The sequence below is a fragment of the Tardiphaga sp. 839_C3_N1_4 genome (genome assembly GCF_051811045.1).
In the GTDB taxonomy this organism is placed as follows: domain Bacteria; phylum Pseudomonadota; class Alphaproteobacteria; order Rhizobiales; family Xanthobacteraceae; genus Tardiphaga.
The window spans coordinates 2723611-2745393 of the sequence record NZ_JBPWQD010000001.1 but is presented as its reverse complement, the minus strand read 5'-3'; the positions used below and the strand labels follow the sequence as shown (position 1 = coordinate 2745393).

Here is a 21783-nt window from a genome sequence, read left to right as displayed (position 1 = left end):
CGATGGCCGACCCAATCACGGGCCGAGCTCCAGACAAGGAGGCGGCAATGGGACAAGACCTGAGAAGTCCCCGCGGTCCACAAGGCAATGCCGCAAGGTGCATTGCGCTGGTGGGCCCCTTCCAGAGCGGAAAAACCACACTGCTTGAAGCGATCATGGCCCGTACCGGGGCGATCCCGCGGGCCGGCAGTGTCGACAACGGCACCAGCATCGGCGACGCCAATGCGGAAGCCAGAGCCCACAAGATGGGCGTCGGCCTCACCGCGGCCACTACCACTTTCATGGGGGACAGCTACACATTCATCGACTGTCCGGGCTCGGTGGAGTTCGCACATGACATGCGCGCGGCATTGCCCGCCGTCGACGCAGCCATCGTGGTTTGCGAGGCAGATGCGCGAAAATTGCCGCAGCTGCAATTGATCCTGCGTGAACTCGAAGACCTGGGCATTCCCAGATTTCTGTTTCTCAACAAGATCGACCGCGCCCACAAGCGTGTGCGCGAGACGCTAGCCACATTGCAGCCAGCCTCGCGCGTGCCGCTGGTGCTGCGGCAGATCCCGATCTGGAACGGCGACCTGGTCGCCGGTTTCGTCGATCTCGCGCTGGAGCGCGCTTTCGTCTATCGCGAGCACAAGGCGTCCGAGGTCATCAAGCTCGAAGGCGGCGATCTCGACCGCGAGAAGGAAGCGCGTTTCTCCATGCTGGAGAAGCTTGCGGATCATGACGACGCGCTGATGGAGCAGTTGCTTGACGACATCGCGCCGCCGGCCGACGCCGTGTTCGACGATCTCGCGCGCGAATTGCGCGAAGGCCTGATCTGTCCGGTGCTGTTGGGCTCGGCGATGCGCGAGAACGGCGTGCTGCGGCTGATGAAGGCGCTACGCCATGAGGCACCCGGCGTGGCCGAGACGGCGAAGCGCCTCGGCGTGGCCGACAGCAAGGATGCGATCGGTTACGTGTTCAAGAGCAGCCATCTGCAGCATGGCGGCAAGCTGTCTTACGCGCGCTTGCTGAGTGGTCATCTCGATGATGGCGCAACATTGTTGTCCTCGTCCGGCGAAAGCGGCCGTGTCTCCGGCATTCTTGCGGCGAGCGGCGGACATGACAGCAAGCGCGCATCGGCCGAAGCGGGCGAGACCGTCGCGCTCGGCAAGCTCGATCATGTCAGGACCGGCGACACGATCTCGACCGGCAAGACCGCGCCGGCGCCTCTGGTGAATGTCGTGGCTGCGTCGCCGGTGCTGGCTATGGCGCTGGCGTCGGCCGATCGCAAGGACGACGTCAAGCTCGGCCAGGCGCTGTTGCGGCTGACCGAGGAAGATCCGTCACTTGCGGTGGTCAATAACGCGCAGACCCATGACGTGGTGTTGTGGGGGCAGGGCGAGATGCATCTGCGGGTGGCGATGGAGCGTCTGCACGAACGCTTCGGCATCAACGTCAAATCGCATGCGCCGGTGATCGGCTATCAGGAGACCATCCGCAAACCGATCACCCAGCGCGGCAGGCACAAGAAGCAGTCCGGCGGTCACGGCCAGTTTGGCGACGTTGTGCTGGAGATTGGCCCGTTGCCGCGCGGCGAAGGCTTTGCATTCCAGGAAAAGGTGGTCGGTGGCGCGGTGCCGCGCAACTACATTCCCGCGGTGCAGGAAGGCGTCGTCGACGGGCTGCAGCGTGGCCCGCTCGGTTTCCCCGTCATCGACGTGCAGGTGACGCTCACCGACGGGTCCTATCACAGCGTCGATTCTTCCGATCAGGCGTTCCGGACGGCTGCCCGCATCGGTTTCACCGAGGCGCTGCCGCAATGCCAGCCGGTGCTGCTGGAGCCGATCCATACGGTGGAGATCGTCTGTCCCACCGAGGCCACGGCCAAGGTCAACGCCATCCTGTCTGGACGGCGCGGCCAGATCCTCGGTTTCGACACCCGGGACAACTGGCCGGGCTGGGACACGGTGCGCGCGATGTTGCCGGAAGCGGAGATCGGCGACCTGATCGTCGAACTCCGATCGGCCACTGCCGGTGCCGGCAGCTTCACCCGCAGCTTCGACCACATGGCCGAAGTCTCGGGCCGCACCGCCGACCAGATCGTTGCGGCGCATCGGGTGGCGGCTTAGTACAGTGGCCCATGACGCTTGGACCGCGGGTTGTGATCATCGGCAATAGCGGCTCGGGCAAAAGCACGCTGGCGCGGCAGCTTGAAAGCCGCGTCGGTGGCGAACGCACGGATCTTGATCATATCCATTGGCTGGACAGGGTCGGAGTGAAGCGCGACGAGGAGGAAGCAAGGGAGCGGGTTGCCGCCGTTGCTGCCAAGCCGAGCTGGATCATCGAAGGCGTCTATGGCTGGCTGGCCGAAGCCGCGTTCGCGCGTGCGACGACGCTGATCTGGCTCGATATGAGTCCGCAGGTCTGCCGCGACAGTCTTGGTGCGCGTGGCCCCTGGCGCGGCGCGGCAGCCGAGGAGCATGCCGACTTTCTCGGATGGGCGGAGGACTACTGGCAGCGAACGACGTCCACATCCTTTGCCGGACATCAGGCATTGTTCGCGCAATTCCCGAACGCGAAGATCAGGTTCGGTGACCGAGCCGCCGTGGATGATTTTGTGGCGAACCTGGCCGGGATCGGTCCGTAGCTGCACGTTTTCCGGCTATACCAATTTCAAACGGCTTCAATGATGTTTTAAACATCATTGAAGCCATTTTATATTTGATATAAGACTCCCTAAACAGGAAGATTAGCTTGATCACATCGTTTCAGATGCGCGCGGCGCGGGCGTTGCTGGGGATCGATCAAAAGCGGTTGGCGGAACTGGCCGGCGTCTCGCTGCCGACGATTCAGCGCATGGAAGCGAGTGATGGCAACGTCAGAGGAGTGGTGGATTCGCTGATCAAGGTTGTCGATGCCCTCGATCGCTCAGGCGTCGATTTGATCGGCGAGAACGTTCGCAGCGATTCCGGCGGACGAGGGGTGAGGCTGAAACAGCCCGGTCCACCACCGAAACTTGAAGAGCCAAAGCTGACGGATTGAGAACGGGCCGCGGCCTCGATCGAGATTCGCGGCGAGTGACAGGGGCGAGTCGGGAATGGACATTTCCAGAAATCGCGCGCGGGGGTCGCATCAGCCGACCTTCGCCGAACTGTTCACGCCGAAATTGATCACGGCACTGCGCGAAGGCTACGGCATCGCCGATCTGCGCGCCGACATCTTGTCCGGCTTGACGGTGGCAATCGTCGCGCTTCCATTGTCGATGGCGATTGCCATAGCCTCGGGGACGTCACCGGATCGTGGCCTCATCACCGCTGTGATCGGCGGCTTCCTGGTGTCTGCGCTGGGTGGAAGCCGTTTTCAGATCGGTGGCCCGGCCGGCGCCTTCATCGTGCTGGTGGCTGCCACCGTGAGCCGCCATGGGATCGACGGACTGATCCTCGCCACCATGATATCGGGCATTTTTCTGATGGCGGCGGGCTATCTCCGGCTCGGCACCTACATCAAGTTCATTCCCTATCCGGTCACGGTCGGTTTCACAGCCGGCATCGCCGTCATCATCTTCGCCAGCCAGATCAGGGATCTGTTGGGTCTGACGCTGACTGGCAAGGAGCCAGGAGATCTCATTCCCAAGCTGGAGGCCCTGGGTTCCGCTTTGCCGACCGTGAACGCTGCGGCCGTTGCCGTTACCGTCGTCTCGCTCGTGATCATTGTCGGACTCAGGATGCTGCGGCCATCATGGCCCGGCATTCTGATCGCGGTGGTCGCGAGCGCCGTCGCGGCAGCTTCGTTGGCGCTGCCCGTGGAAACCATCGGCACCCGCTTCGGGGGCATTCCGCAATCGTTTCCGTTGCCGACGCTGCCCGCGATGTCCCTCGCCAAATTGCAGGCCATCCTCCCCGATGCGATTGCCTTCGCGCTGCTCGGCGCCATCGAATCGCTTTTGTCGGCGGTTGTTGCCGATGGCATGACCGGGCGGCGGCACCGGTCGAACTGTGAATTGGTGGCGCAAGGCGTTGCCAACATCTGCGCAGCCTTGTTTGGAGGAATCTGCGTGACCGGCACCATCGCGCGGACCGCGACCAATGTCCGGGCCGGCGCGCATGGGCCGCTCTCGGGCATGCTGCATTCTGTGTTCCTGCTGGCGTTCATTCTGATCGCAGCGCCGCTGGCGAGCTATATTCCGCTCGCGTCGCTGGCCGCCGTGCTGGCGGTGGTGGCGTGGAATATGGCGGAGAAGCATGAGTTCATCACGCTGCTGCGTTCGTCATGGGGCGATGCGCTGGTTCTGCTGGCGACGTTCCTGCTGACGATTTTTCGCGATCTCACCGAGGGCATCCTGGTCGGCTTCGCGCTTGGCGCCGTGCTGTTCATCAACCGCATGGCGGAGATCACGGGGATAGAGGCTGATGGGCCGCTGGTCGCTGCCGATCGCGCGGATGATGCCAATGGCGATCGCGCACCATACGATGCGAAACTGGCGAGCGATCCGGATGTGATGGTCTATCGCATCACCGGTGCGTTCTTCTTCGGCGCGGCCTCGACCATTGGTTCGGTGCTCGACGGCTTCTCGGATCGCCACAAGGCTTTCGTGATCGATTTTGCCGCGGTCCCCTTCCTGGATTCCACTGCTGCGAACGCGATCAAGGGCATTGCCGAGAAGGCAAAGCGACAGGGCGTCCGCGTGATTCTCACCGGCACCTCGCAGGGCGTGCGCCGGGCGCTGCTGACCCACGGCGCGCGACCGCCGCTGGTCAAATACCGTGCGGATGTTGCAGCGGCCGTCAGCGAGATCAAGACCCGACGCGCTGCAGCGATCCAGGAGACGTCGAGCTTGCGCTGATGGCATCGGCAATTGCTCGCAGCTGCGATATTGATCGTCTGCATGGGTTGTCGGACTTGCTGTGCGCCGCAAAACTGTCGGATGATTAAGAGCCCCTGCATGATTTTCATGCTACGCACGCTTCCGCTTGAAGCGAAGGATGGATGATGCCGAACGAGACCAAGCCCCGCGCCGCCTGTTTGATCGGCTGGCCTGCCGCGCATTCGCGCTCGCCGCTGATCCACCATCACTGGCTGCGCAGCATGGATATTCCGGGCGGCTACAGTATCGAATCGATTCCACCGGAAGGCGTGGCCGAATTCGTGATGAACCTGTCCAAGCATGGTTACATCGGCGCGAACGTGACGATCCCGCACAAGGAGCGCGTGCTGAAACTCACCGCGCCGGATCGCCGCGCGCGCGCGGTCGGGGCCGCCAACACGCTATGGTACGATCACGGTACGCTGCGCGCGACCAATACGGATATCGAGGGCTTCATCGACAATCTCGATCATTGCGCGCACGACTGGGACCATGCCGATGACGCGCTGGTGCTCGGCGCGGGCGGTTCGTCGCGTGCAGTGGTGTTCGGATTGCTCGAGCGCGGAATCAAACACGTCTATGTCGCCAATCGCAGTCTCGATCGCGCCGAGGCGATGGCCGCACAATTCGGTTCGCAGGTGGTGCCGCTGGCGTGGGAGAATGTCGCCAGCATGTTGCCGCGCGCATCCTTGCTGGTGAACACCACGTCGCTCGGCATGGGCGGTCAGCCGCCATTGATCATCGACCTCGATCTGTTGCCTGACCAGGCGGTCGTCGCCGATCTCGTTTACGTGCCGCTCGATACGCCGCTGCTCGCCGCCGCCCGCGCGCGGGGCCTCCGCACCGCGGACGGTCTCGGCATGCTGCTGTATCAGGCCGTGCGCGGCTTTGAGCTCTGGTTCGGGCAGCGCCCCGATGTGACGCCCGAACTGCGTCGCCTCGTCGAGGCCGATCTCACAGTGGCGTGAGCGGGGAATAGCCATTTGGCCTTGGGGTTTCCATCTGCAGCGGTGGGCGCTGCCTTCAAAGGAAATTCCCCTATGGTTCAGATCTTATCGACGTCGGCTCGCTTGTTCGCGGGCTCACTTCTCGCTGGTTCATTGCTGATCTCCGCTGCATCGGCGCAGCAGCCGCAATCTCTGCGCATCCGTGGTGCCATCGAAGCCGTCGATGGCGCGGTGTTGACGATCAAGACGCGCGAAGGCGATGAGCGCAAAGTGAAGATGACGGACAATGTCACCGTCACCGGCATAGCCAGAACGACAATGGCCGAGGTGAAGCCCGGCTCCTATATCGGCGTGACCGGCATGCCACAGGCCGATGGGTCGCAGAAGGCCATCGCGATCCATATCTTTCCGGAAGCGATGCGCGGCACCGGCGAAGGTTCGCGCCCCTGGGATCTGCGCCCCAACAGCAGCATGACCAATGCCACCGTCGATCAGAAGGTCCAGGCCTCCGATGGCCAGACGGTGACGGTGAAGTACAAGGACGGGGAAAAGAAAGTGACCGTGACGCCTGACACGCCGATCGTGACATTCGTGCCGGGCAACAAGGATGAACTCAAGCCCGGCGCCAAGATCATCATCATGGGCGCTACCAAGAAGGATGACGGCACCTTCGAGACGGCGCGCGTCAATGTCGGGTTGGATGGGCTGACGCCGCCGATGTAAGAAATTCGAAACAGCGGAGGAGCTCTTGCGCAGACCATTCCTCACACCGTGCCTGATCCTCGCATCTCTGTTGTTGTCTGCGCTGCAATTCGTTGCTGCGCAGACACTTGCTCCGACAGAGCGCGTGCTGAACCTACCTGTTTATGGCGGCGATCAGCAGCGCGCGCTCTACGCCAGTCCATCGCATCCACGCGCGACCATCGTGATGATGCCCGGAGGAGCGGGCGATGTAGGCATCGCCCGGGATGGCGCGATAGCGCACGGTAACAACTTCGTCGTCCGCTCGCGCGCGCTCTGGAATGCTGCGGGTTTCGCGGTGCTGATCCCCGACACCGTGGATGGTCAGAACTTGCGCGGGCTGCGCAGCTCGCCGCAATATGCAGCACTTGTCGGCGATCTCGTCGCTGCGGCTCATGCGCAGGCGCCGGGACCGGTCTTTCTGCTCGGGACCAGCCAAGGCTCGATTGCGGCGATGAACGGCGCAGCGAATCTGCGTGACGGTCAGATCGCGGGTATCGTGCTCACTGAGTCGGTGTCGCGCCTTGGTGGCAGTCACGAGACGGTGTTCGACGCGCATCCTGAACGAGTCAGTGTGCCCGCACTCGTCGTCGCCAATTCAGACGATCGCTGCAATGTCGCACCGCCGGAAGACGCCGACAAGATCGCAGCAGCGATGACCGGCGCGCCGCGCGTCAAGGTCATCAGGGTCAGTGGCGGAGATCAGCGCTCGTCCACGGATTGCGGGTCGCTGTCTCCGCACGGCTATTACGGCATCGAGCAAAAAGTCGTCGATACGATCGCCGCGTGGATCGACGCGGCGATCTGACGAGGCCTTACTGCACCAAAACGTGCCTGTCGATCTCGGCGATCGAATTCACGCCGCACAAGCCCATGGTCACGCTGAGTTCGTTGCGCAGGATGTCCAGCGCCTTGGTCACGCCGGGGCCGCCATAGGCACCGAGGCCGTAGATATAGGCGCGGCCGATCATGCAGGACTTCGCGCCGAGGGCGAGCGCACGCATCACGTCCTGCCCCGAGCGGATGCCGCTGTCGAACATCACTTCGATGTCCGAGCCGACGGCATCGGCGATCCCCGGCAGTACCGAGATTGACGACGGTGCGCCGTCGAGCTGACGTCCGCCGTGGTTGGATACGACCATCGCCTGCGCGCCGACCTTCACGGCTTCGCGGGCATCCTCGATATCGTGAATGCCCTTGATCACGATCTTGCCGGGCCAGATGCTGCGGATCCAGTCGAGATCCTTCCAGTTCAACGACGCATCGAATTGCGATGCTGTCCACTGCGCGACGGAGCCGAGATCGTCGGTGTTCTTCACGAAGCCGGCGATGTTGCCGAAGTTGCGCCGCTTGGCTTTCAGCGTGCGCATAAGCCAGCCGGGCTTGCTGGCGAAGTCGATCATATTCTTCAGATTGAAGAGCTGCGGTGGCACGGACAGACCGTTCTTGATGTCGGCATGACGCTGGCCGATCACTTGCAGATCGACAGTCAGCACCAGCGCGCTGCACCTCGCTTTGATGGCGCGCTCGATGAGCTCCTTGATGAAGCCGCGATCCTTCATGACATAGAGCTGAAACCAGAACGGCTTCTCGACATTCTCGGCGAGGTCTTCGATCGAATTGATTGACATCGTCGAGAGCGTATAGGGGATACCCGCCGCCTGCGCCGCCCGGCAGGCGTGAATTTCGCCGTCGCCATATTGCATGCCGGTGGAGCCGACCGGCGCGCAGATCAGCGGCATGGTGGCCTTCTCACCGAGGATGGTCGTCGAGGTGTCGCGATTGGCGATGTCGACCAGAATGCGCTGGCGGAACTTCAGCTTTTGCAGATCCTCGCAATTGGCGCGGAACGTGTCTTCGCTATAGGAGCCATGGTCGACATAGTCGAAGAACGCCTTTGGCACGTTGCGCTTATGCTCAAGGCGAAGATCTTCGATGCAGGTGATATGCTTCATGAGATGTCCCAGCCGTTCTTGTCTTTGCTTGTATTTGCTTGTTTCGGTGTCATCTAGCATGGTTAGGCGGTCCGCCATATCATCCTTGTCATCGGGATGTCGTCGAAATTGAAGGAGGCCAGAATGTCCGGCTCCAAGACAAATCCAGCAGGCCACGGGGTCGGCAAGGCTCCAGGCAAGGCGGCTGCGGACGAAGAAAAGCGACAGCTGGAAGTTGCGCTGGACGAAGGGTTGGAGGAGACTTTTCCGGGCTCCGATCCGGTCAGTGTGACCCAGCCTGCCCATTCAAAGGCGGATGCGCATATCAAGCGAAAGGACTGAGCTGGGCCGGGTTCCGTAAGCCGGCGTTCTCTCGAAGGCGTTACATCAAAGGTGCGGTATATAAGTAATATCAATGGCTTGTCGTTAATTACGTGTTCCGGGCCTTGGTAATGATTCATCATATTTTTTGAAGCGATTTTAGGGGCCCGAGCCTTATAAGTCCGTCACATATATGGCGCTGCCAATGGGTCAGTCGCCTGAGACAGGGTTTTGAGTCCTCGCGCAAGACGCGAGGGCATTGGGGGTTACCATGAGCCGTAAATATTTCGGGACAGACGGCATTCGCGGCCGCGCCAATGGTTTGATCACGCCGGAACTGGCACTGAAGGTTGGGCAGGCCGCAGGTCTTGTGTTTCAGCGCGGCGAACACCGTCATCGTGTCGTGATCGGCAAGGATACCCGTTTGTCCGGCTACATGATCGAAAATGCGATGGTGGCAGGCTTCACGTCGGTCGGCATGGATGTGCTGCTGGTCGGGCCGATGCCGACGCCCGCCGTGGCGATGCTGACCAAGTCGATGCGCGCCGATCTCGGCGTGATGATTTCCGCATCGCACAATCTGTTCGAGGACAACGGCATCAAGCTGTTCGGACCGCTCGGCTACAAGCTGTCGGACGATGTCGAGAAGCAGATCGAGGAATTGCTCGACGAGAATCTCGATAAGAGACTGTCGCAGAGCGCCAGCCTCGGTCGGGCGCGCCGCATCGACGGGGTGCATGATCGTTACATCGAATTCGCCAAACGTACACTGCCGCGAAATCTCAGCCTCGATGGCTTGCGCGTCGTCATCGATTGCGCCCATGGCGCCGCCTACAAGGTGGCGCCGGAGGCGCTCTGGGAACTCGGCGCGGACGTCATCTCCATCGGCGTCGAGCCCGACGGTTTCAACATCAACAAGGAATGCGGATCGACTGCGCCGGAAGCGCTGAGCCGCAAGGTGCGCGAGATGCGCGCCGATATCGGCATTGCGCTGGATGGCGACGCCGATCGGCTGATCATGGTCGACGAGCGTGGCCATCTGGTTGATGGCGATCAGTTGCTCGCCGTTATTGCGCAGAGCTGGAAGGAAGACGGACGGCTTGCCAAGCCGGGTATCGTCTCCACCGTGATGTCAAATCTCGGTCTGGAGCGCTTCCTGAAGGGGCAGGGCATCGACCTCATCCGTACGGCGGTGGGTGATCGCTATGTGCTCGAGCAGATGCTGCAGCACGGCTACAATGTCGGCGGCGAACCCTCGGGCCATATCATCATGTCGGACCATGCGACGACAGGCGACGGTTTCGTAGCCGCGCTGCAGGTGCTGGCCGTGGTGACCAAGCTCGGTCGGCCGGTGTCGGAAGTTTGCCACCTGTTCGATCCGTTGCCGCAGATTCTGAAGAATGTGCGTTATCGCAGCGGCAAGCCGCTCGATGATGCGGAAGTGAAATCCACCATCGCTGCCGGCGAACAGCGCCTCAATGGTCATGGTCGTCTCCTGATCCGCCCGTCGGGCACGGAGCCGGTCATCCGTGTGATGGGAGAGGGCGATGACCGCGTGATGGTCGAGGAAGTGGTGGATTCCATCGTTGACGCGCTGGGCCACGCGGCCGCAGCGTAAGCTTCCTGTTCGTTCGCTCTGGCCGAGGCGCCAGCGCGAACTGCCGAGCTGACATGAAGAGCCGTCTTGTCCGAATATTTATCGGGTGAGGCGGCTCTTCCGCATTTTGATAGCTCACGTTGGAGCGCTTTCGAGCGAAGTGGGCACCGGTTCGCATCAAGAAAACGCGTCTCAACAAAAAGCCGGAGCCTCGGTTCTAATCCGGTCAGAGTCGAAGGCTCCTGGCAGGTAAGTCCTCGTTAACACCTGGCGATGCCGCGGCGCATTGCAGCGCGTTTTGATTAGCAAGACATTGTTAGTAACTGTGGCGACGCAGTGGCCTGATGGAATTTGCGTGCATTTTCGTCACCAAATATCAACCTTAAAAGTTAGGGTTAAGCGCCGCTTAAGGAGTTGGTGTCATCGTCCGATTGTGAGTTTTCGAGTGTGAGGCCTCCATTAGTTGTCTCACTGGCCCAAAAGGACGAAGCCAATGCGTAGCGTTAAATTCATTCTGGCCGCAGGCGCGGCTTCCCTGATGTCGACCGCTGCTTTCGCTGCCGACATGCCCATTGCTCCACCGCCTCAGATGTATGCGCCGCCGCCGGTCGAAGATTTCGGTGGTTGGTACCTGCGCGGCGATATCGGTTTCAGCAATCAGCGCGTCAAGAACATCGAGATGGGTGACGGTCGCAACGCCAATCTCCTCTCGCTTCAGCAGACCACTGCCTTTGATACGGCTGGCATCTTCCAGCTCGGTGTCGGTTATCAGTTCAATAACTGGTTCCGCGGTGACATCACCGGCCAGTATCGCGGCAATTCGAACTTCAAGGGCACCGATCACGTAACGTTCCCGTCGAGCGGCCTCGTCGGTACCGGCGTGAACAACTACAACGCCACCAAGTCCGAATGGGTGGTGATGGCCAATGGTTACGTCGATCTCGGCACCTGGTGGTGCGTGACCCCGTTCGTCGGCGCCGGCGTCGGCATGGCTCGCGTCAATATCGGGAACTACACGGATAACGGTGCGATCAATGTCGGTTCCGCCGGCGGCGTGCCCTTCATCGGCGGCCCGTTCCCGAGCTATGCCAGCGCACCGGCAGCATCGAAGTGGAACTTCGCATGGGCCCTGCACACGGGCCTGGCTTACAAGGTCAATCCGGCAATGACCGTCGAACTCGGCTACAGCTACATGAACCTCGGCGATGGCCAGACCGGACCGGTCTCGACCTATGACGGCTTCACCCGCGGTGTGGCGATGCAGTTCAAGGACATCACCTCGCATGACCTGAAGCTCGGCGTGCGCTGGAATCTCGACAGCCCGCCGGCCTATGCGCCGCCGCCGTTGATCCGCAAGGGCTAAAGCTAAGCGGATTGCCTCAACTATCTTAAGAGACCTTAACGGCGCGGGAGCTTCCCGCGCCGTTTTGTTTTGTGCGGACGGTATGATTGCAACCAATGATTAAGGTTAACAGCGGATGATCGGGACAGTTCGGTGAGTTGAGGAATTGTCGTGATGCGTAAGTTTATCTTTGCCGTAGTGCTTTCGATCGCAGCGCCAGCGGCTCATGCAGCCGACCTGCCATTTCTGCGCGGCTCGCTTTCTGAAGGCAGAACAATGGGGCGATCCGACTGGGATGGCTTCTATATCGGCGCCCAAGCCGGCATCGGACAGTCCGACATGAATTTCTCTGGCGCAACGCGGACCCTGGCGGGAGGCCTGCTAGACGGTCTCGCAATGGAGTCCGCCGGCCAGGTCTCACAATGGCCGCTGCTCGGCAAGACGTCGCAGCGCGGCGAGGGCTGGGGTGGCTTTATCGGTTACAACAGCCAGTGGGACGACGTCGTGATCGGCGTTGAAATGAGCTACTTGCATGGCAAGTTCGGCGGCGACGCAAGCGGCTCGATGGGGCGCTCGTTCATCGATGCTCTCGGCTATACCAACGGCGTCACCTACGATGCCGCTGCGAAGATGTCGATTACGGATATGGGCACGCTGCGCGCCCGCGCCGGCTATGCCGTGGGAGCGTTCTTGCCTTACATGTTCGGAGGTCTCGCGCTCGGGCAGGCCGATATCGTTCGGTCTGCACGCATTCACGGGGTTGCCGTCAATGTAGCCGCAGCGCCGGGCTTCCAGAGCATCCCGTTCGACTATAGCAAGACCGAAGGCCAATACAGCCATCTCATCTACGGCTACTCTGCCGGCCTTGGCGTTGACATCAATCTGATCGGCGGATTGTTCGCACGCGCCGAATGGGAATACGTCCGCTTCACGTCATCGGTTGATACCAATATCAACACCGTGCGAGCCGGCGTCGGCTACAAGTTCTGACCGGCCAAGGTCGCGTACGTTCGGCACGAGTTTGATCTCTGTTGACATGCCGTTTGACGAATGCTGCCTTACCGTGTCTGATGATGCGGGGCAGCCATCATGAAAATCTACGGCGATCTGAATTCCGGCAATTGCCTGAAGGTGAAGTGGGTGAGCGATCACCTCAAACTTCCTTATGCGTGGATCGATGTCGATACCAGCAAGGGCGAGAGCCGGACGCCGGAGTTTCTGGCGCTTAACGGCGCCGGTCAGGTGCCGACCGTCGTGCTCGACGACGGCCGCCCACTTGCGCAATCCAACGCCATCATCCGCTATCTCGCGCGTGGCAGCGATCTGATCCCGACCGATGCCTATGACGCTGCCAAGATGGATGAATGGCTGTTCTGGGAACAATACAGCCACGAGCCGTATATCGCGGTGTGCCGCTATCAGATCGTCTATCTCGGCAAGGCGATTTCGGATCTCGATCCCGAAAAGCTCAAGCGCGGCTATTTCGCACTCGCTCGCATGGAGCATCACCTGACGACATCACCTTTCCTTGTGGGAGATCGCGTCTCGTTGGCCGACGCGTCGTTGCTGGCCTATACGCGCGTGGCCCATGAGGGCGGCTTTCATCTCGACGGTTACGCGTCGATCAGGCGCTGGATCGCCGGCAGTGAGAAGGCATTGGGTATTTCGTGAATACGCAGATCAAGCTACGGCCTGCGCGCCGCGAGGACGTCGTCGCGATCGTGGTAATGCTGGCTGATGATGCGCTCGGCCGTGGCCGCGAGCGGATCGAGGACCCGTTGCCGCAATCTTATTACGAGGCCTTCGATAAACTCGCACATGACCCAAATATCCAGTTGACGGTTGCAGAAGCCGGCGACGGCAGCGTGGTTGGCTGCCTGCAGCTCTGCATCCTGCCGGGCTTGAGTTCGCAGGGCGCTTCGCGAGCGCTCATCGAGGATGTTCGTGTGTCGACGACGCTGCGCAGCCAGGGCATCGGTGAACTGCTGGTGCGATGGGCCATCGGCGAGGCACAGGCGAGGGGATGCAAACTCGTCGAGCTGCTGACGCATCAGACCCGGGTCGATGCCCAGCGATTCTACAAGCGGCTCGGTTTCGCCGACAGCCATGTCGGCATGACGTTCCGCTTCTAGGCCACGCGCGATCACCATGCCGTGCGGTGTCGGAACGACGAACGAGGCCAGCGGTTGCCCATCATCATCATCATCATCATCATCATCATCAATCAATGATGGAGCTGTCCATGCAATCCCGATTCGGTCTTTCCGCCATCATCGTTGCCTCGCTTCTGGCCTCGACCACATTCGCTTCCGCCCAGGGGGCCGGCACGGATGGTATCACTGGCGCTCCGGTGACACAGATGCCGAGCCCGAATGTCTCGCCGCCTCCCGCAACGGGTACAACAGGCATGGGCGGTGGTACGAGTCAGCCGGGCGCACCGAACACGACGACGCCGGGACGCATCGGCACCGGCGCGTCGCCGAGCGGCTTACCTGGCGATAATCCGAATGCGCCGGGTTTTCCCGGCAAGGTCGGACGATAGGCGTTTCGCTCACAAGAGCGAGTGAGCTGCAACCTCAAACGCAAAGGCAGCGATCGCAATCGCTGCCTTTTTCATTGACCGCCCGTGTTCGCTCTTGAGCGGTGAATAACGAGGAGGAGCGCCGGTATCATGTGGCTGTGCGCCTCGTTGTTCCGGTTAATGACCCGTAAACCAGCAAAGCGCTGATGGGATTTGTTTCGGAACGTGCGGGGACGGGCGACGTATCCCTGTGCGCGGGGACGTTGGAAGGACTCATGAGCAATTATTCGATCGAGAAGGTCGGCAGCGACTATGTCGTGAAGGTCGACGATCAAAGCGTCATGAAAGTCGGCAGCCGGCGCCGTGCCGCGCAGCTCGTAGTCGATGCCTCCGAGTTACTTAACGATGTGCCTTTGATGCCAGCCGAAGCTCCATCGTCAGTCGATCTCGCGATGCCCGGGGATGCCCCGTCCGTGGCTGATCACGCGGCGGCGGGCGATATCGTCACGCCATCAATCACGCGTGATAGCCCGGAAGTCGCTTGACGCTCCGGGTTGGTTCCCATATCCACGCCAGCGGGACACCTCCCCCCAACGGGAGGCTAGCTATCTGGAAGGATAGAATATGACTGCAGCGAAGCCCGCTTCGCGGCCCAACGTGCCGCATTTCTCCTCCGGCCCCTGCGCCAAGCGCCCCGGTTGGACCCCCGAAAAACTCTCTGACGCAGCTCTCGGTCGTTCGCACCGTGCCAAGATCGGCAAGAACAAGCTCAAACTCGCGATCGACCTGACGCGCGAAGTGCTTGAAGTGCCCGCAGATTACCGCATCGGTATCGTGCCGGCATCGGATACGGGCGCTGTCGAGATGGCGCTGTGGTCGCTGCTCGGGCCGCGTCCCGTCACCACCATCGCCTGGGAATCCTTCGGCGAGGGCTGGGTCTCGGACATCGTCAAGGAGCTGAAGCTCAAGGACGTCACCAAGCTGCATGCTGGCTATGGCGAACTCCCCGACCTGTCGAAGGTCGATCCGAGCTCGGACATCGTCTTCACCTGGAACGGCACCACCTCCGGCGTGCGCGTGCCGAATGCCGACTGGATCAAGGCTGACCGCGAAGGCCTGACCATTTGCGACGCCACCTCGGCCGCTTTCGCGCAGCCGCTCGACTGGGCGAAGCTCGATGTCGTCACCTTCTCCTGGCAGAAGGCGCTCGGCGGCGAAGCTGCACATGGCATGCTCGTTCTCTCGCCGCGCGCCGTTGCGCGTCTCGAAAGCTATACGCCGCCGTGGCCGCTGCCGAAGATCTTCCGCATGACCAAGGGCGGCAAGCTCAACGAAGGCATCTTCGTCGGCGAGACCATCAACACGCCGTCGATGCTGTGCGTCGAGGATTATCTCGATGCGCTCGGCTGGGCCAAGTCGGTTGGAGGCCTCAAGGCGCTGATCGCGCGTGCGGACGCCAACACCAAGGCGCTCGCGGACTGGAAAGCGAAGACGCCGTGGATCGACTTCCTGGCCGCTGATCCCGCGATCCGCTCCAACACGTCGGTGTGCATGAAGGTTATTGATTCCGCGATCACCGCGCTCTCGCCGGACGCGCAGGCTGACTTCGCCAAGAAGCTGGTCGCGGCTGTCGAGAAGGAAAACGCCGGTTTCGACTTCGCGCATTATCGCGATGCGCCAGCCGGTCTGCGTATCTGGTGTGGTGCCACGGTTGAAGCCAAGGACGTCGAGATCCTCACGCAGTGGATCGACTGGGCTTTCGCCGAAACCAAGGCCTCGCTCGCCAAGGCGGCGTAGTTCTTAACCTCTCCCCGCTCTGGGCGGGGAGAGGTCGGACATCGCGTGTAGCGCGATGTCCGGGTGAGGGGCAAGGCACTCGGTTCACCTCACTTCGGCATTCACGGGTCGGCAAGCGGCCCCTCATCCCGACCTTCTCCCCGTGAGTACGGGGAGAAGGAGCCTGCTGCGTTTGTCGCGCCTACACTGGCTCCCATTTCGAGGATCACATCCATGACTGCCCCAAAAGTTCTCATTTCCGACGCCCTCTCTCCCGCCGCCGTGCAGATCTTTCGGGATCGCGGCATCGACGTCGACTTCCAGCCGAACCTCGGCAAGGACAAGGACAAGCTTGCCGAGATCATCGGCAATTATGACGGCCTCGCCATTCGCTCGGCGACCAAGGCAACTGCGAAGATTCTCGAAAGGGCGACGCGCCTGAAGGTGATCGGCCGCGCCGGCATCGGCGTCGACAATGTCGAAATTCCCGCGGCGACCGCCAAGGGCATCATCGTGATGAACACGCCGTTCGGCAATTCGATCACCACGGCCGAACATGCGATCACGCTGATGCTCTCGCTCGCTCGCGAGATCCCGCAGGCCGACGCATCGACGCAGGCCGGCAAGTGGGAGAAGAACCGCTTCATGGGCGTCGAGATCACCGGCAAGACGCTGGGCGTGATCGGTTGCGGCAATATCGGCGCCATCGCGGCCGACCGCGCACTCGGCCTGCGCATGAAGGTCATTGCCTTCGATCCGTTCCTGTCGCCGGAGCGTGCCAAGGACATCGGCGTCGAGAAGGTCGAGCTCGACGACCTCCTCAAGCGCGCCGACTTCATTACGCTACACACGCCGCTCACCGAGAAGACGAAGAACATCATCGATGCCGCCGCCATCGCCAAGATGAAGCCCGGCGTGCGCATCATCAACTGCGCCCGCGGCGGTCTGGTCGACGAGCAGGCGCTGGTCGATGCGCTGAATAGTAAGCATGTCGCCGGTGCTGCCTTCGACGTGTTCGTCGAGGAGCCGGCCACCAAGAACGTGCTGTTCGGTCATCCCAACGTGATCTGCACGCCGCATCTGGGTGCATCGACCACCGAAGCGCAGGAGAATGTCGCGCTGCAGGTCGCCGAACAGATGTCGGATTATCTGCTGTCGGGCGCGATCTCCAACGCGGTCAACTTCCCGTCGATCACCGCGGAAGAAGCACCGAAGCTGAAGCCGTTCATCGAACTCGCCGAGAAGCTCGGTTCGTTCGCGGGCCAGCTCACCGAGACCGGAATTGCCAAGGTGCAGATCACCTATGAAGGCGCGGTCGCCGAAATGAAGATCAAGGCCCTGACGTCTGCTGCATTGAGCGGATTGCTGCGGCCGATGCTCGGCGACGTCAACGTCGTCTCCGCGCCGGCCGTTGCCAAGGAGCGCGGCATGGTAGTCGATGAAGTGGTGCGCGCGGCGCAGAGCGATTACGAAAGCCTGATCACCGTTACGGTTATCACCGAACGGCAGGAACGCTCGGTGTCCGGCACTGTCTATCATGACGGCAAGCCGCGGTTGGTTGATATCAAGGGCATCCGCGTCGATGCCGAATTCGGGAAGTCGATGATCTATGTCACCAACGAGGACAAGCCGGGCTTCATCGGAAAGTTCGCCTCGCTGCTCGGCGATGCCAAGGTCAACATCGCAACCTTCCATCTCGGCCGCAACGAGCAGGGCGGTGACGCCATCGCGCTGGTGGAGATCGACGGCGTTGTGCCGGCCGACGTGCTGAGCAAGGTGCAGGCGCTGCCGCAGGTGAAACAGGCCAAGGCGCTGACGTTCTGAAGGTCCCTCATCTGAACTGACATTGCCGAAATCCCCGCCCGAAAGGCGGGGATTTTTCGTTATGCGGAAAATGTTCACATTCAGGTCGGCGCGGCAGGTTGCCCCCGCCCGCACGTGTAAGGATTTGGGAACACTACCCCGATACATTTTACTCCGAGGAATCAGCGATCGAAAATCGCACGCCCGGGGGAATACAGCCGTGAAGCTCGCCAATATCCGTATTACGTACAAGCTCGTCGTTCTGGTGGCCGTCACCATGATCGGCCTCTGCGCCGCGGGCATTCTGGCCGCCTATATGGTCAAGAGCGAGATGCTCTCTGCGCGAACCGAGCAGCTGAAGTCGATCGTCGAAATCGGGACCAACGTAGCGGCCAGCATCCAGAAGGATGTCGCTGCAGGCAAGCTCACCAAGGAAGCCGCGACCGCCGAGCTGGTACGCCGTATCGAGCCGATGACCTATGACAACGGCAACTATCTGTTCATCTACACGATGGACGGTGAAGTGGTTCATCTGCCGGGCTTCAAGGCAGGATCCAACCGGCTCGACGTCAAGGTCAGTGGCGTTGCCATTACGCGTGAATTCCGCGACGGCGTCGCAGCCAACGGCACGAAGATTCTGACCTACGAATTCCAGAAGCCCAATGAGCAGGTCCCGTCGCGCAAGATGGGCTATGCCGCGGCGCTTCCCGGCTGGAACATGTTCATTGCCACCGGCGCCTATCTCGACGACCTCGACGCCCATCTGAAGCCGATCATCTGGGCGCTCGGCCTGGCCATGCTGGCCATTGCCGCAGTGGCGGGTGCGATCGCGTGGCTGATCGGCCGTAGCATCACCAAGCCGCTCGGCATGCTGGGATCGCGCATGGAGTCGCTCGCCAATGGTGCGCTGGATGAGGAAATTCCCGGCGTCGGCCGCGGCGATGAAGTCGGCGCGATGGCCAAGACGGTTCAGGTGTTCAAGGACAATGCGCTGCGTATCCGCTCGCTCGAACAGGTCGAGGCGGATGCACAGGGCCGCATCGCTGCGGAGCGACGCGCTGCCATGGAGGCGATGGCCACGGATTTCGAGCGCAGCGTGACGGGTATCGTCCGCTCGGTCTCGACCGCCGCAGTCGGTATGCAGAGCACCGCGCAGTCGATGACGGCGACGGCAAGCGATGCAAGCTCGCGCGCCGCGACGGTCAGCGCAGCTTCGACGCGCTCGTCCGATAATGTCAGCACGGTTGCGGCGGCTGCGGAGGAATTGTCAGCGTCAGTCAGTGAAGTGCTGCGTCAGGTATCGGCCTCCAGCGAGATCGCCAGCAAGGCGGTAGGCGATGCCGAGCGCACCAATGCCACCGTTCAGATCCTGTCGAGCGGCGCTGAAAAGATCGGCGAGGTCGTGCAGCTGATCCACAGCATTGCCTCGCAGACCAATCTGCTGGCGCTGAACGCGACCATCGAAGCCGCACGCGCCGGCGAGTCCGGTCGCGGCTTTGCCGTGGTCGCGTCGGAGGTGAAGGCGCTGGCCAGCCAGACCGCCAAGGCCACTGAGGAAATCTCGGCGCAGGTTGCCGCCATGCAGGCATCGACCAGCGAGGCCGTTGCATCGATCGGCGCCATCACCGGCACCATCGCGCAGATGAGCCAGATCACCAACACGATCTCTGTGGCGGTGGAGCAGCAAGGCACGGCGACGCAGGAAATCGCGCGCAACATTCAGTCGGTATCGGCCGGTGCGAACGAGATCAGCAATCATATCGGCGGCGTCAGCAGCGCAGCCGAAGCAACCGGTTCGGCTGCATCGCAGGTGCTGTCGAATGCACGGGAGCTCGAGAGCCAGTCCGGCATGCTGCGTACCGCGGTCGACGACTTCCTCACCAAGGTGAGGGCGGCCTGAGTCAAATCCTTCCCCGAGCGCGGCTTCGCTGTGCTCGGGGAGCTACCAGGCTGGGACTTGCCTGAACGATTGAGCTTCGGCCGCTGCGTCGTATCGCTGCACCACCAAATTAAAATCTGCACAATGATAGTTCATATAGGTGCATAGCTACCTGTGGCGGGACTTTTAGCGCATTCGAGGTAACCTGTAACCGCGGTTGCAAAAACGGAACTACACACCACTTCACGAACTCGAAACTACACCCTGCGATGGTGACTCGCTTATTTCAGCGCGCCTTACAGGGATACTTCCCATGAATCGTTTGAAAATTTCGATCGGCCTTCGCCTCTACAGCATCATTGGCTTGAGCTTTCTTGGCCTCGCCGGGCTGGCCTGGATGCAGCTGAACACCCTCGGCGACTCCCTCAAGCAGCAGCGCCAGAGCGAATTGACCCATCTTACGGAGCTGGCGCTCGGCATCGCGCAGGAAGAATACGCGACGATTCAGCGTAGCGGCGTGTCGGACGAGGCCGCGCGCAAGACCGCAGCGGCGCGTATCGGCAAACTGCGCTACGGCAATGGCGATTACTTCTGGATCAACGACCTGCAGCCGCGCATGGTGATGCATCCGATCAAGCCCGAGATGAACGGTAGCGATCTCTCCGGCAACAAGGATCCGAACGGCAAGCGGCTGTTTGTCGAATTCGCCGATGTCGTGAAGAAGCAGAAGGCTGGCTTCGTCGACTATCTGTGGCCCAAGCCCGGCAAGGACGCACCGCAGCCGAAGCTCTCTTATGTCGTCGGTTTCGAGCCCTGGGGCTGGGTCATCGGCACCGGCGTCTATATCGACGACTTGCAGGTACAGCTCTGGGAGAGTGCGCGCACCGTGATGATCGCGGCACTCGCGGTCATTGTTATTCTCGGCGCGCTTGCCTGGATGATTGGCCGCAGCATCACCATTCCGCTTCGCCGGCTTGGCGCGCGCATGCGCGGTCTCGCCGATGGTGCGCTGGATGAAGCGATCCCCGACGTCGATCGGGGCGACGAGATCGGCGCCATGGCCGCAACGGTTCAGGTGTTCAAGGACAATGCGGTGCGCATTCGCGGGCTGGACAAGATCGAGGTGGAATCCCAGGCCCGTGCTGCTGCCGAACGCCGTGCGGCGATGGAGAGCCTCGCCGATGATTTCGAGCGCAGCGTCAACGGCATCGTGCGTTCCGTCTCCACCGCTGCGGCCGGTATGCAGAGCACCGCGCAGTCGATGACGGCGACGGCCAGCGACGCGAGCTCGCGCGCATCGACGGTCGGTGCGGCATCGGCGCGCTCATCTGACAATGTGAGCACGGTTGCCGCCGCGGCTGAAGAACTATCGGCATCGGTCAGCGAAGTGCTGCGTCAGGTGGCGGCGTCGAGCGACATCGCCAGCAAGGCAGTGGGCGATGCGGAGCGCACCAATGCGACGGTGCAGCAGCTCTCCAGCGGCGCTGAGAAGATCGGCGAGGTCGTGCAGCTGATCCACAACATCGCCTCGCAGACCAATCTGCTTGCGCTCAACGCGACCATTGAAGCGGCACGTGCAGGTGAATCCGGCCGTGGCTTTGCGGTCGTCGCGTCGGAAGTGAAGGCACTGGCGAGCCAGACGGCCAAGGCCACCGAGGAAATCTCGGCGCAGGTTGCAGCGATGCAGGCGTCGACGCAGGAGGCTGTCAACTCGATCAACGCCATCACCGGTACGATCGCGCAGATGAGCCAGATCACCACGACGATCTCGTCGGCCGTGGAAGAGCAGGGGTCGGCCACGCAGGAGATCGCGCGCAACATCCAGTCGGTTGCCGCTGGCTCGAGCGAGGTCAGCGCTCATATCGGCGGCGTCAGCGCAGCGGCGGAAGCAACGGGGCAGGCGGCAGGCATGGTGCTGTCGAATGCGAAGGAGCTGGACGGCCAATCCAGCATCCTGCGCAAGGCGGTGGATGAATTCCTCGCGAAGGTTCGCGCAGCGTAGGGCCTTTCCTCTTCTCTCGCGGAGAGCGAGCTCTTGTAGCGCTGCAATCGTTGCTCATCATCAAGTATCACAGG

At 61.7% G+C, this 21783-nt stretch carries 20 protein-coding genes; 19 read left to right on the top strand and 1 reads right to left on the bottom strand.

Annotated elements, in window-relative coordinates; translation table 11 throughout:
- The first annotated feature begins 47 nt into the window (after positions 1-47).
- The 7 genes from AB8A38_RS13140 (at position 48) to AB8A38_RS13110 (ending at position 7342) form a co-directional block, all read left to right on the top strand.
- Positions 48-2111, top strand: coding sequence for an elongation factor G (locus tag AB8A38_RS13140; protein WP_439086254.1), 2064 nt, complete (start codon positions 48-50; stop codon positions 2109-2111).
- Positions 2112-2122: 11 nt separating this feature from the next.
- Positions 2123-2629, top strand: a complete 507-nt coding sequence (locus AB8A38_RS13135; protein ID WP_439086253.1) for a hypothetical protein — start codon at positions 2123-2125, stop codon at positions 2627-2629.
- A gap of 107 nt (positions 2630-2736) precedes the next feature.
- Complete coding sequence (locus tag AB8A38_RS13130; protein ID WP_315840868.1) at positions 2737-3024, top strand: helix-turn-helix domain-containing protein; 288 nt, start codon at positions 2737-2739, stop codon at positions 3022-3024.
- 55 nt (positions 3025-3079) lie between these two features.
- A complete protein-coding gene (locus tag AB8A38_RS13125; protein ID WP_439086252.1) occupies positions 3080-4825 on the top strand; it encodes a SulP family inorganic anion transporter in 1746 nt (581 codons plus the stop codon).
- 143 nt (positions 4826-4968) lie between these two features.
- Positions 4969-5814, top strand: a complete 846-nt coding sequence (locus tag AB8A38_RS13120) for a shikimate dehydrogenase (RefSeq protein WP_439086251.1) — start codon at positions 4969-4971, stop codon at positions 5812-5814.
- Positions 5815-5886: 72 nt separating this feature from the next.
- Positions 5887-6516: a hypothetical protein gene (locus tag AB8A38_RS13115; protein WP_439086250.1), complete on the top strand. Its 630-nt coding sequence runs from the start codon at positions 5887-5889 to the stop codon at positions 6514-6516.
- A 25-nt stretch (positions 6517-6541) separates the two neighbouring features.
- Positions 6542-7342 carry an alpha/beta hydrolase gene (locus AB8A38_RS13110; protein WP_439086249.1) on the top strand — a complete coding sequence of 267 codons (801 nt, stop codon included), beginning with the start codon at positions 6542-6544 and terminating at the stop codon, positions 7340-7342.
- Between the two features lie 7 nt (positions 7343-7349).
- Here the strand turns inward: AB8A38_RS13110 and AB8A38_RS13105 are convergent, their stop codons facing one another.
- Entirely contained in the window at positions 7350-8489 is a 1140-nt protein-coding gene (locus AB8A38_RS13105) for an alpha-hydroxy acid oxidase (protein ID WP_439086248.1), read from the bottom strand.
- A 123-nt stretch (positions 8490-8612) separates the two neighbouring features.
- Between AB8A38_RS13105 and AB8A38_RS13100 the strand changes: the two genes are divergently transcribed.
- The 12 genes from AB8A38_RS13100 (at position 8613) to AB8A38_RS13045 (ending at position 21709) form a co-directional block, all read left to right on the top strand.
- Positions 8613-8810, top strand: coding sequence for a hypothetical protein (locus tag AB8A38_RS13100; protein ID WP_315840874.1), 198 nt, complete (start codon positions 8613-8615; stop codon positions 8808-8810).
- Between the two features lie 250 nt (positions 8811-9060).
- Positions 9061-10407, top strand: a complete 1347-nt coding sequence (gene glmM / locus AB8A38_RS13095) for a phosphoglucosamine mutase (protein ID WP_089261706.1) — start codon at positions 9061-9063, stop codon at positions 10405-10407.
- A gap of 472 nt (positions 10408-10879) precedes the next feature.
- Positions 10880-11749, top strand: coding sequence for an outer membrane protein (locus AB8A38_RS13090; RefSeq protein WP_439086247.1), 870 nt, complete (start codon positions 10880-10882; stop codon positions 11747-11749).
- Positions 11750-11902: 153 nt separating this feature from the next.
- On the top strand, positions 11903-12718 hold the full coding sequence (locus AB8A38_RS13085; protein ID WP_439086246.1) for an outer membrane protein: 816 nt from the start codon (positions 11903-11905) through the stop codon (positions 12716-12718).
- Positions 12719-12817: 99 nt separating this feature from the next.
- Positions 12818-13399, top strand: coding sequence for a glutathione S-transferase family protein (locus AB8A38_RS13080; protein WP_439086245.1), 582 nt, complete (start codon positions 12818-12820; stop codon positions 13397-13399).
- Positions 13400-13455: 56 nt separating this feature from the next.
- Complete coding sequence (locus tag AB8A38_RS13075; protein ID WP_439088513.1) at positions 13456-13860, top strand: GNAT family N-acetyltransferase; 405 nt, start codon at positions 13456-13458, stop codon at positions 13858-13860.
- A gap of 110 nt (positions 13861-13970) precedes the next feature.
- Complete coding sequence (locus AB8A38_RS13070; protein ID WP_439086244.1) at positions 13971-14270, top strand: hypothetical protein; 300 nt, start codon at positions 13971-13973, stop codon at positions 14268-14270.
- 254 nt (positions 14271-14524) lie between these two features.
- Positions 14525-14794 carry a hypothetical protein gene (locus AB8A38_RS13065; RefSeq protein ID WP_315840880.1) on the top strand — a complete coding sequence of 90 codons (270 nt, stop codon included), beginning with the start codon at positions 14525-14527 and terminating at the stop codon, positions 14792-14794.
- Between the two features lie 79 nt (positions 14795-14873).
- Positions 14874-16046: a phosphoserine transaminase gene (locus tag AB8A38_RS13060; RefSeq protein WP_315840881.1), complete on the top strand. Its 1173-nt coding sequence runs from the start codon at positions 14874-14876 to the stop codon at positions 16044-16046.
- A 213-nt stretch (positions 16047-16259) separates the two neighbouring features.
- Positions 16260-17849, top strand: a complete 1590-nt coding sequence (gene serA, locus AB8A38_RS13055; protein ID WP_315840882.1) for a phosphoglycerate dehydrogenase — start codon at positions 16260-16262, stop codon at positions 17847-17849.
- 199 nt (positions 17850-18048) lie between these two features.
- The gene (locus AB8A38_RS13050; RefSeq protein WP_439086243.1) at positions 18049-19728 is read left to right on the top strand and encodes a methyl-accepting chemotaxis protein; all 1680 of its coding nucleotides are present in this window, start codon (positions 18049-18051) and stop codon (positions 19726-19728) included.
- A gap of 292 nt (positions 19729-20020) precedes the next feature.
- Positions 20021-21709, top strand: coding sequence for a cache domain-containing protein (locus AB8A38_RS13045; RefSeq protein WP_315840884.1), 1689 nt, complete (start codon positions 20021-20023; stop codon positions 21707-21709).
- Positions 21710-21783: the final 74 nt, after the last annotated feature.

Excerpts from the sequence above, each read along its gene's own strand:
- AB8A38_RS13140 (WP_439086254.1), top strand. The coding sequence starts at position 48 with ATGGGACAAGACCTGAGAAGTCCCCGCGGTCCACAAGGCAATGCCGCA.
- AB8A38_RS13135 (WP_439086253.1), top strand. The coding sequence starts at position 2,123 with ATGACGCTTGGACCGCGGGTTGTGATCATCGGCAATAGCGGCTCGGGC.
- AB8A38_RS13125 (WP_439086252.1), top strand. The coding sequence starts at position 3,080 with ATGGACATTTCCAGAAATCGCGCGCGGGGGTCGCATCAGCCGACCTTC.
- AB8A38_RS13120 (WP_439086251.1), top strand. The coding sequence starts at position 4,969 with ATGATGCCGAACGAGACCAAGCCCCGCGCCGCCTGTTTGATCGGCTGG.
- AB8A38_RS13115 (WP_439086250.1), top strand. The coding sequence starts at position 5,887 with ATGGTTCAGATCTTATCGACGTCGGCTCGCTTGTTCGCGGGCTCACTT.
- AB8A38_RS13105 (WP_439086248.1), bottom strand. The coding sequence starts at position 8,489 with ATGAAGCATATCACCTGCATCGAAGATCTTCGCCTTGAGCATAAGCGC.
- AB8A38_RS13100 (WP_315840874.1), top strand. The coding sequence starts at position 8,613 with ATGTCCGGCTCCAAGACAAATCCAGCAGGCCACGGGGTCGGCAAGGCT.
- glmM (WP_089261706.1), top strand. The coding sequence starts at position 9,061 with ATGAGCCGTAAATATTTCGGGACAGACGGCATTCGCGGCCGCGCCAAT.
- AB8A38_RS13090 (WP_439086247.1), top strand. The coding sequence starts at position 10,880 with ATGCGTAGCGTTAAATTCATTCTGGCCGCAGGCGCGGCTTCCCTGATG.
- AB8A38_RS13085 (WP_439086246.1), top strand. The coding sequence starts at position 11,903 with ATGCGTAAGTTTATCTTTGCCGTAGTGCTTTCGATCGCAGCGCCAGCG.
- AB8A38_RS13080 (WP_439086245.1), top strand. The coding sequence starts at position 12,818 with ATGAAAATCTACGGCGATCTGAATTCCGGCAATTGCCTGAAGGTGAAG.
- AB8A38_RS13075 (WP_439088513.1), top strand. The coding sequence starts at position 13,456 with ATGCTGGCTGATGATGCGCTCGGCCGTGGCCGCGAGCGGATCGAGGAC.
- AB8A38_RS13070 (WP_439086244.1), top strand. The coding sequence starts at position 13,971 with ATGCAATCCCGATTCGGTCTTTCCGCCATCATCGTTGCCTCGCTTCTG.
- AB8A38_RS13065 (WP_315840880.1), top strand. The coding sequence starts at position 14,525 with ATGAGCAATTATTCGATCGAGAAGGTCGGCAGCGACTATGTCGTGAAG.
- AB8A38_RS13060 (WP_315840881.1), top strand. The coding sequence starts at position 14,874 with ATGACTGCAGCGAAGCCCGCTTCGCGGCCCAACGTGCCGCATTTCTCC.
- serA (WP_315840882.1), top strand. The coding sequence starts at position 16,260 with ATGACTGCCCCAAAAGTTCTCATTTCCGACGCCCTCTCTCCCGCCGCC.
- AB8A38_RS13045 (WP_315840884.1), top strand. The coding sequence starts at position 20,021 with ATGAATCGTTTGAAAATTTCGATCGGCCTTCGCCTCTACAGCATCATT.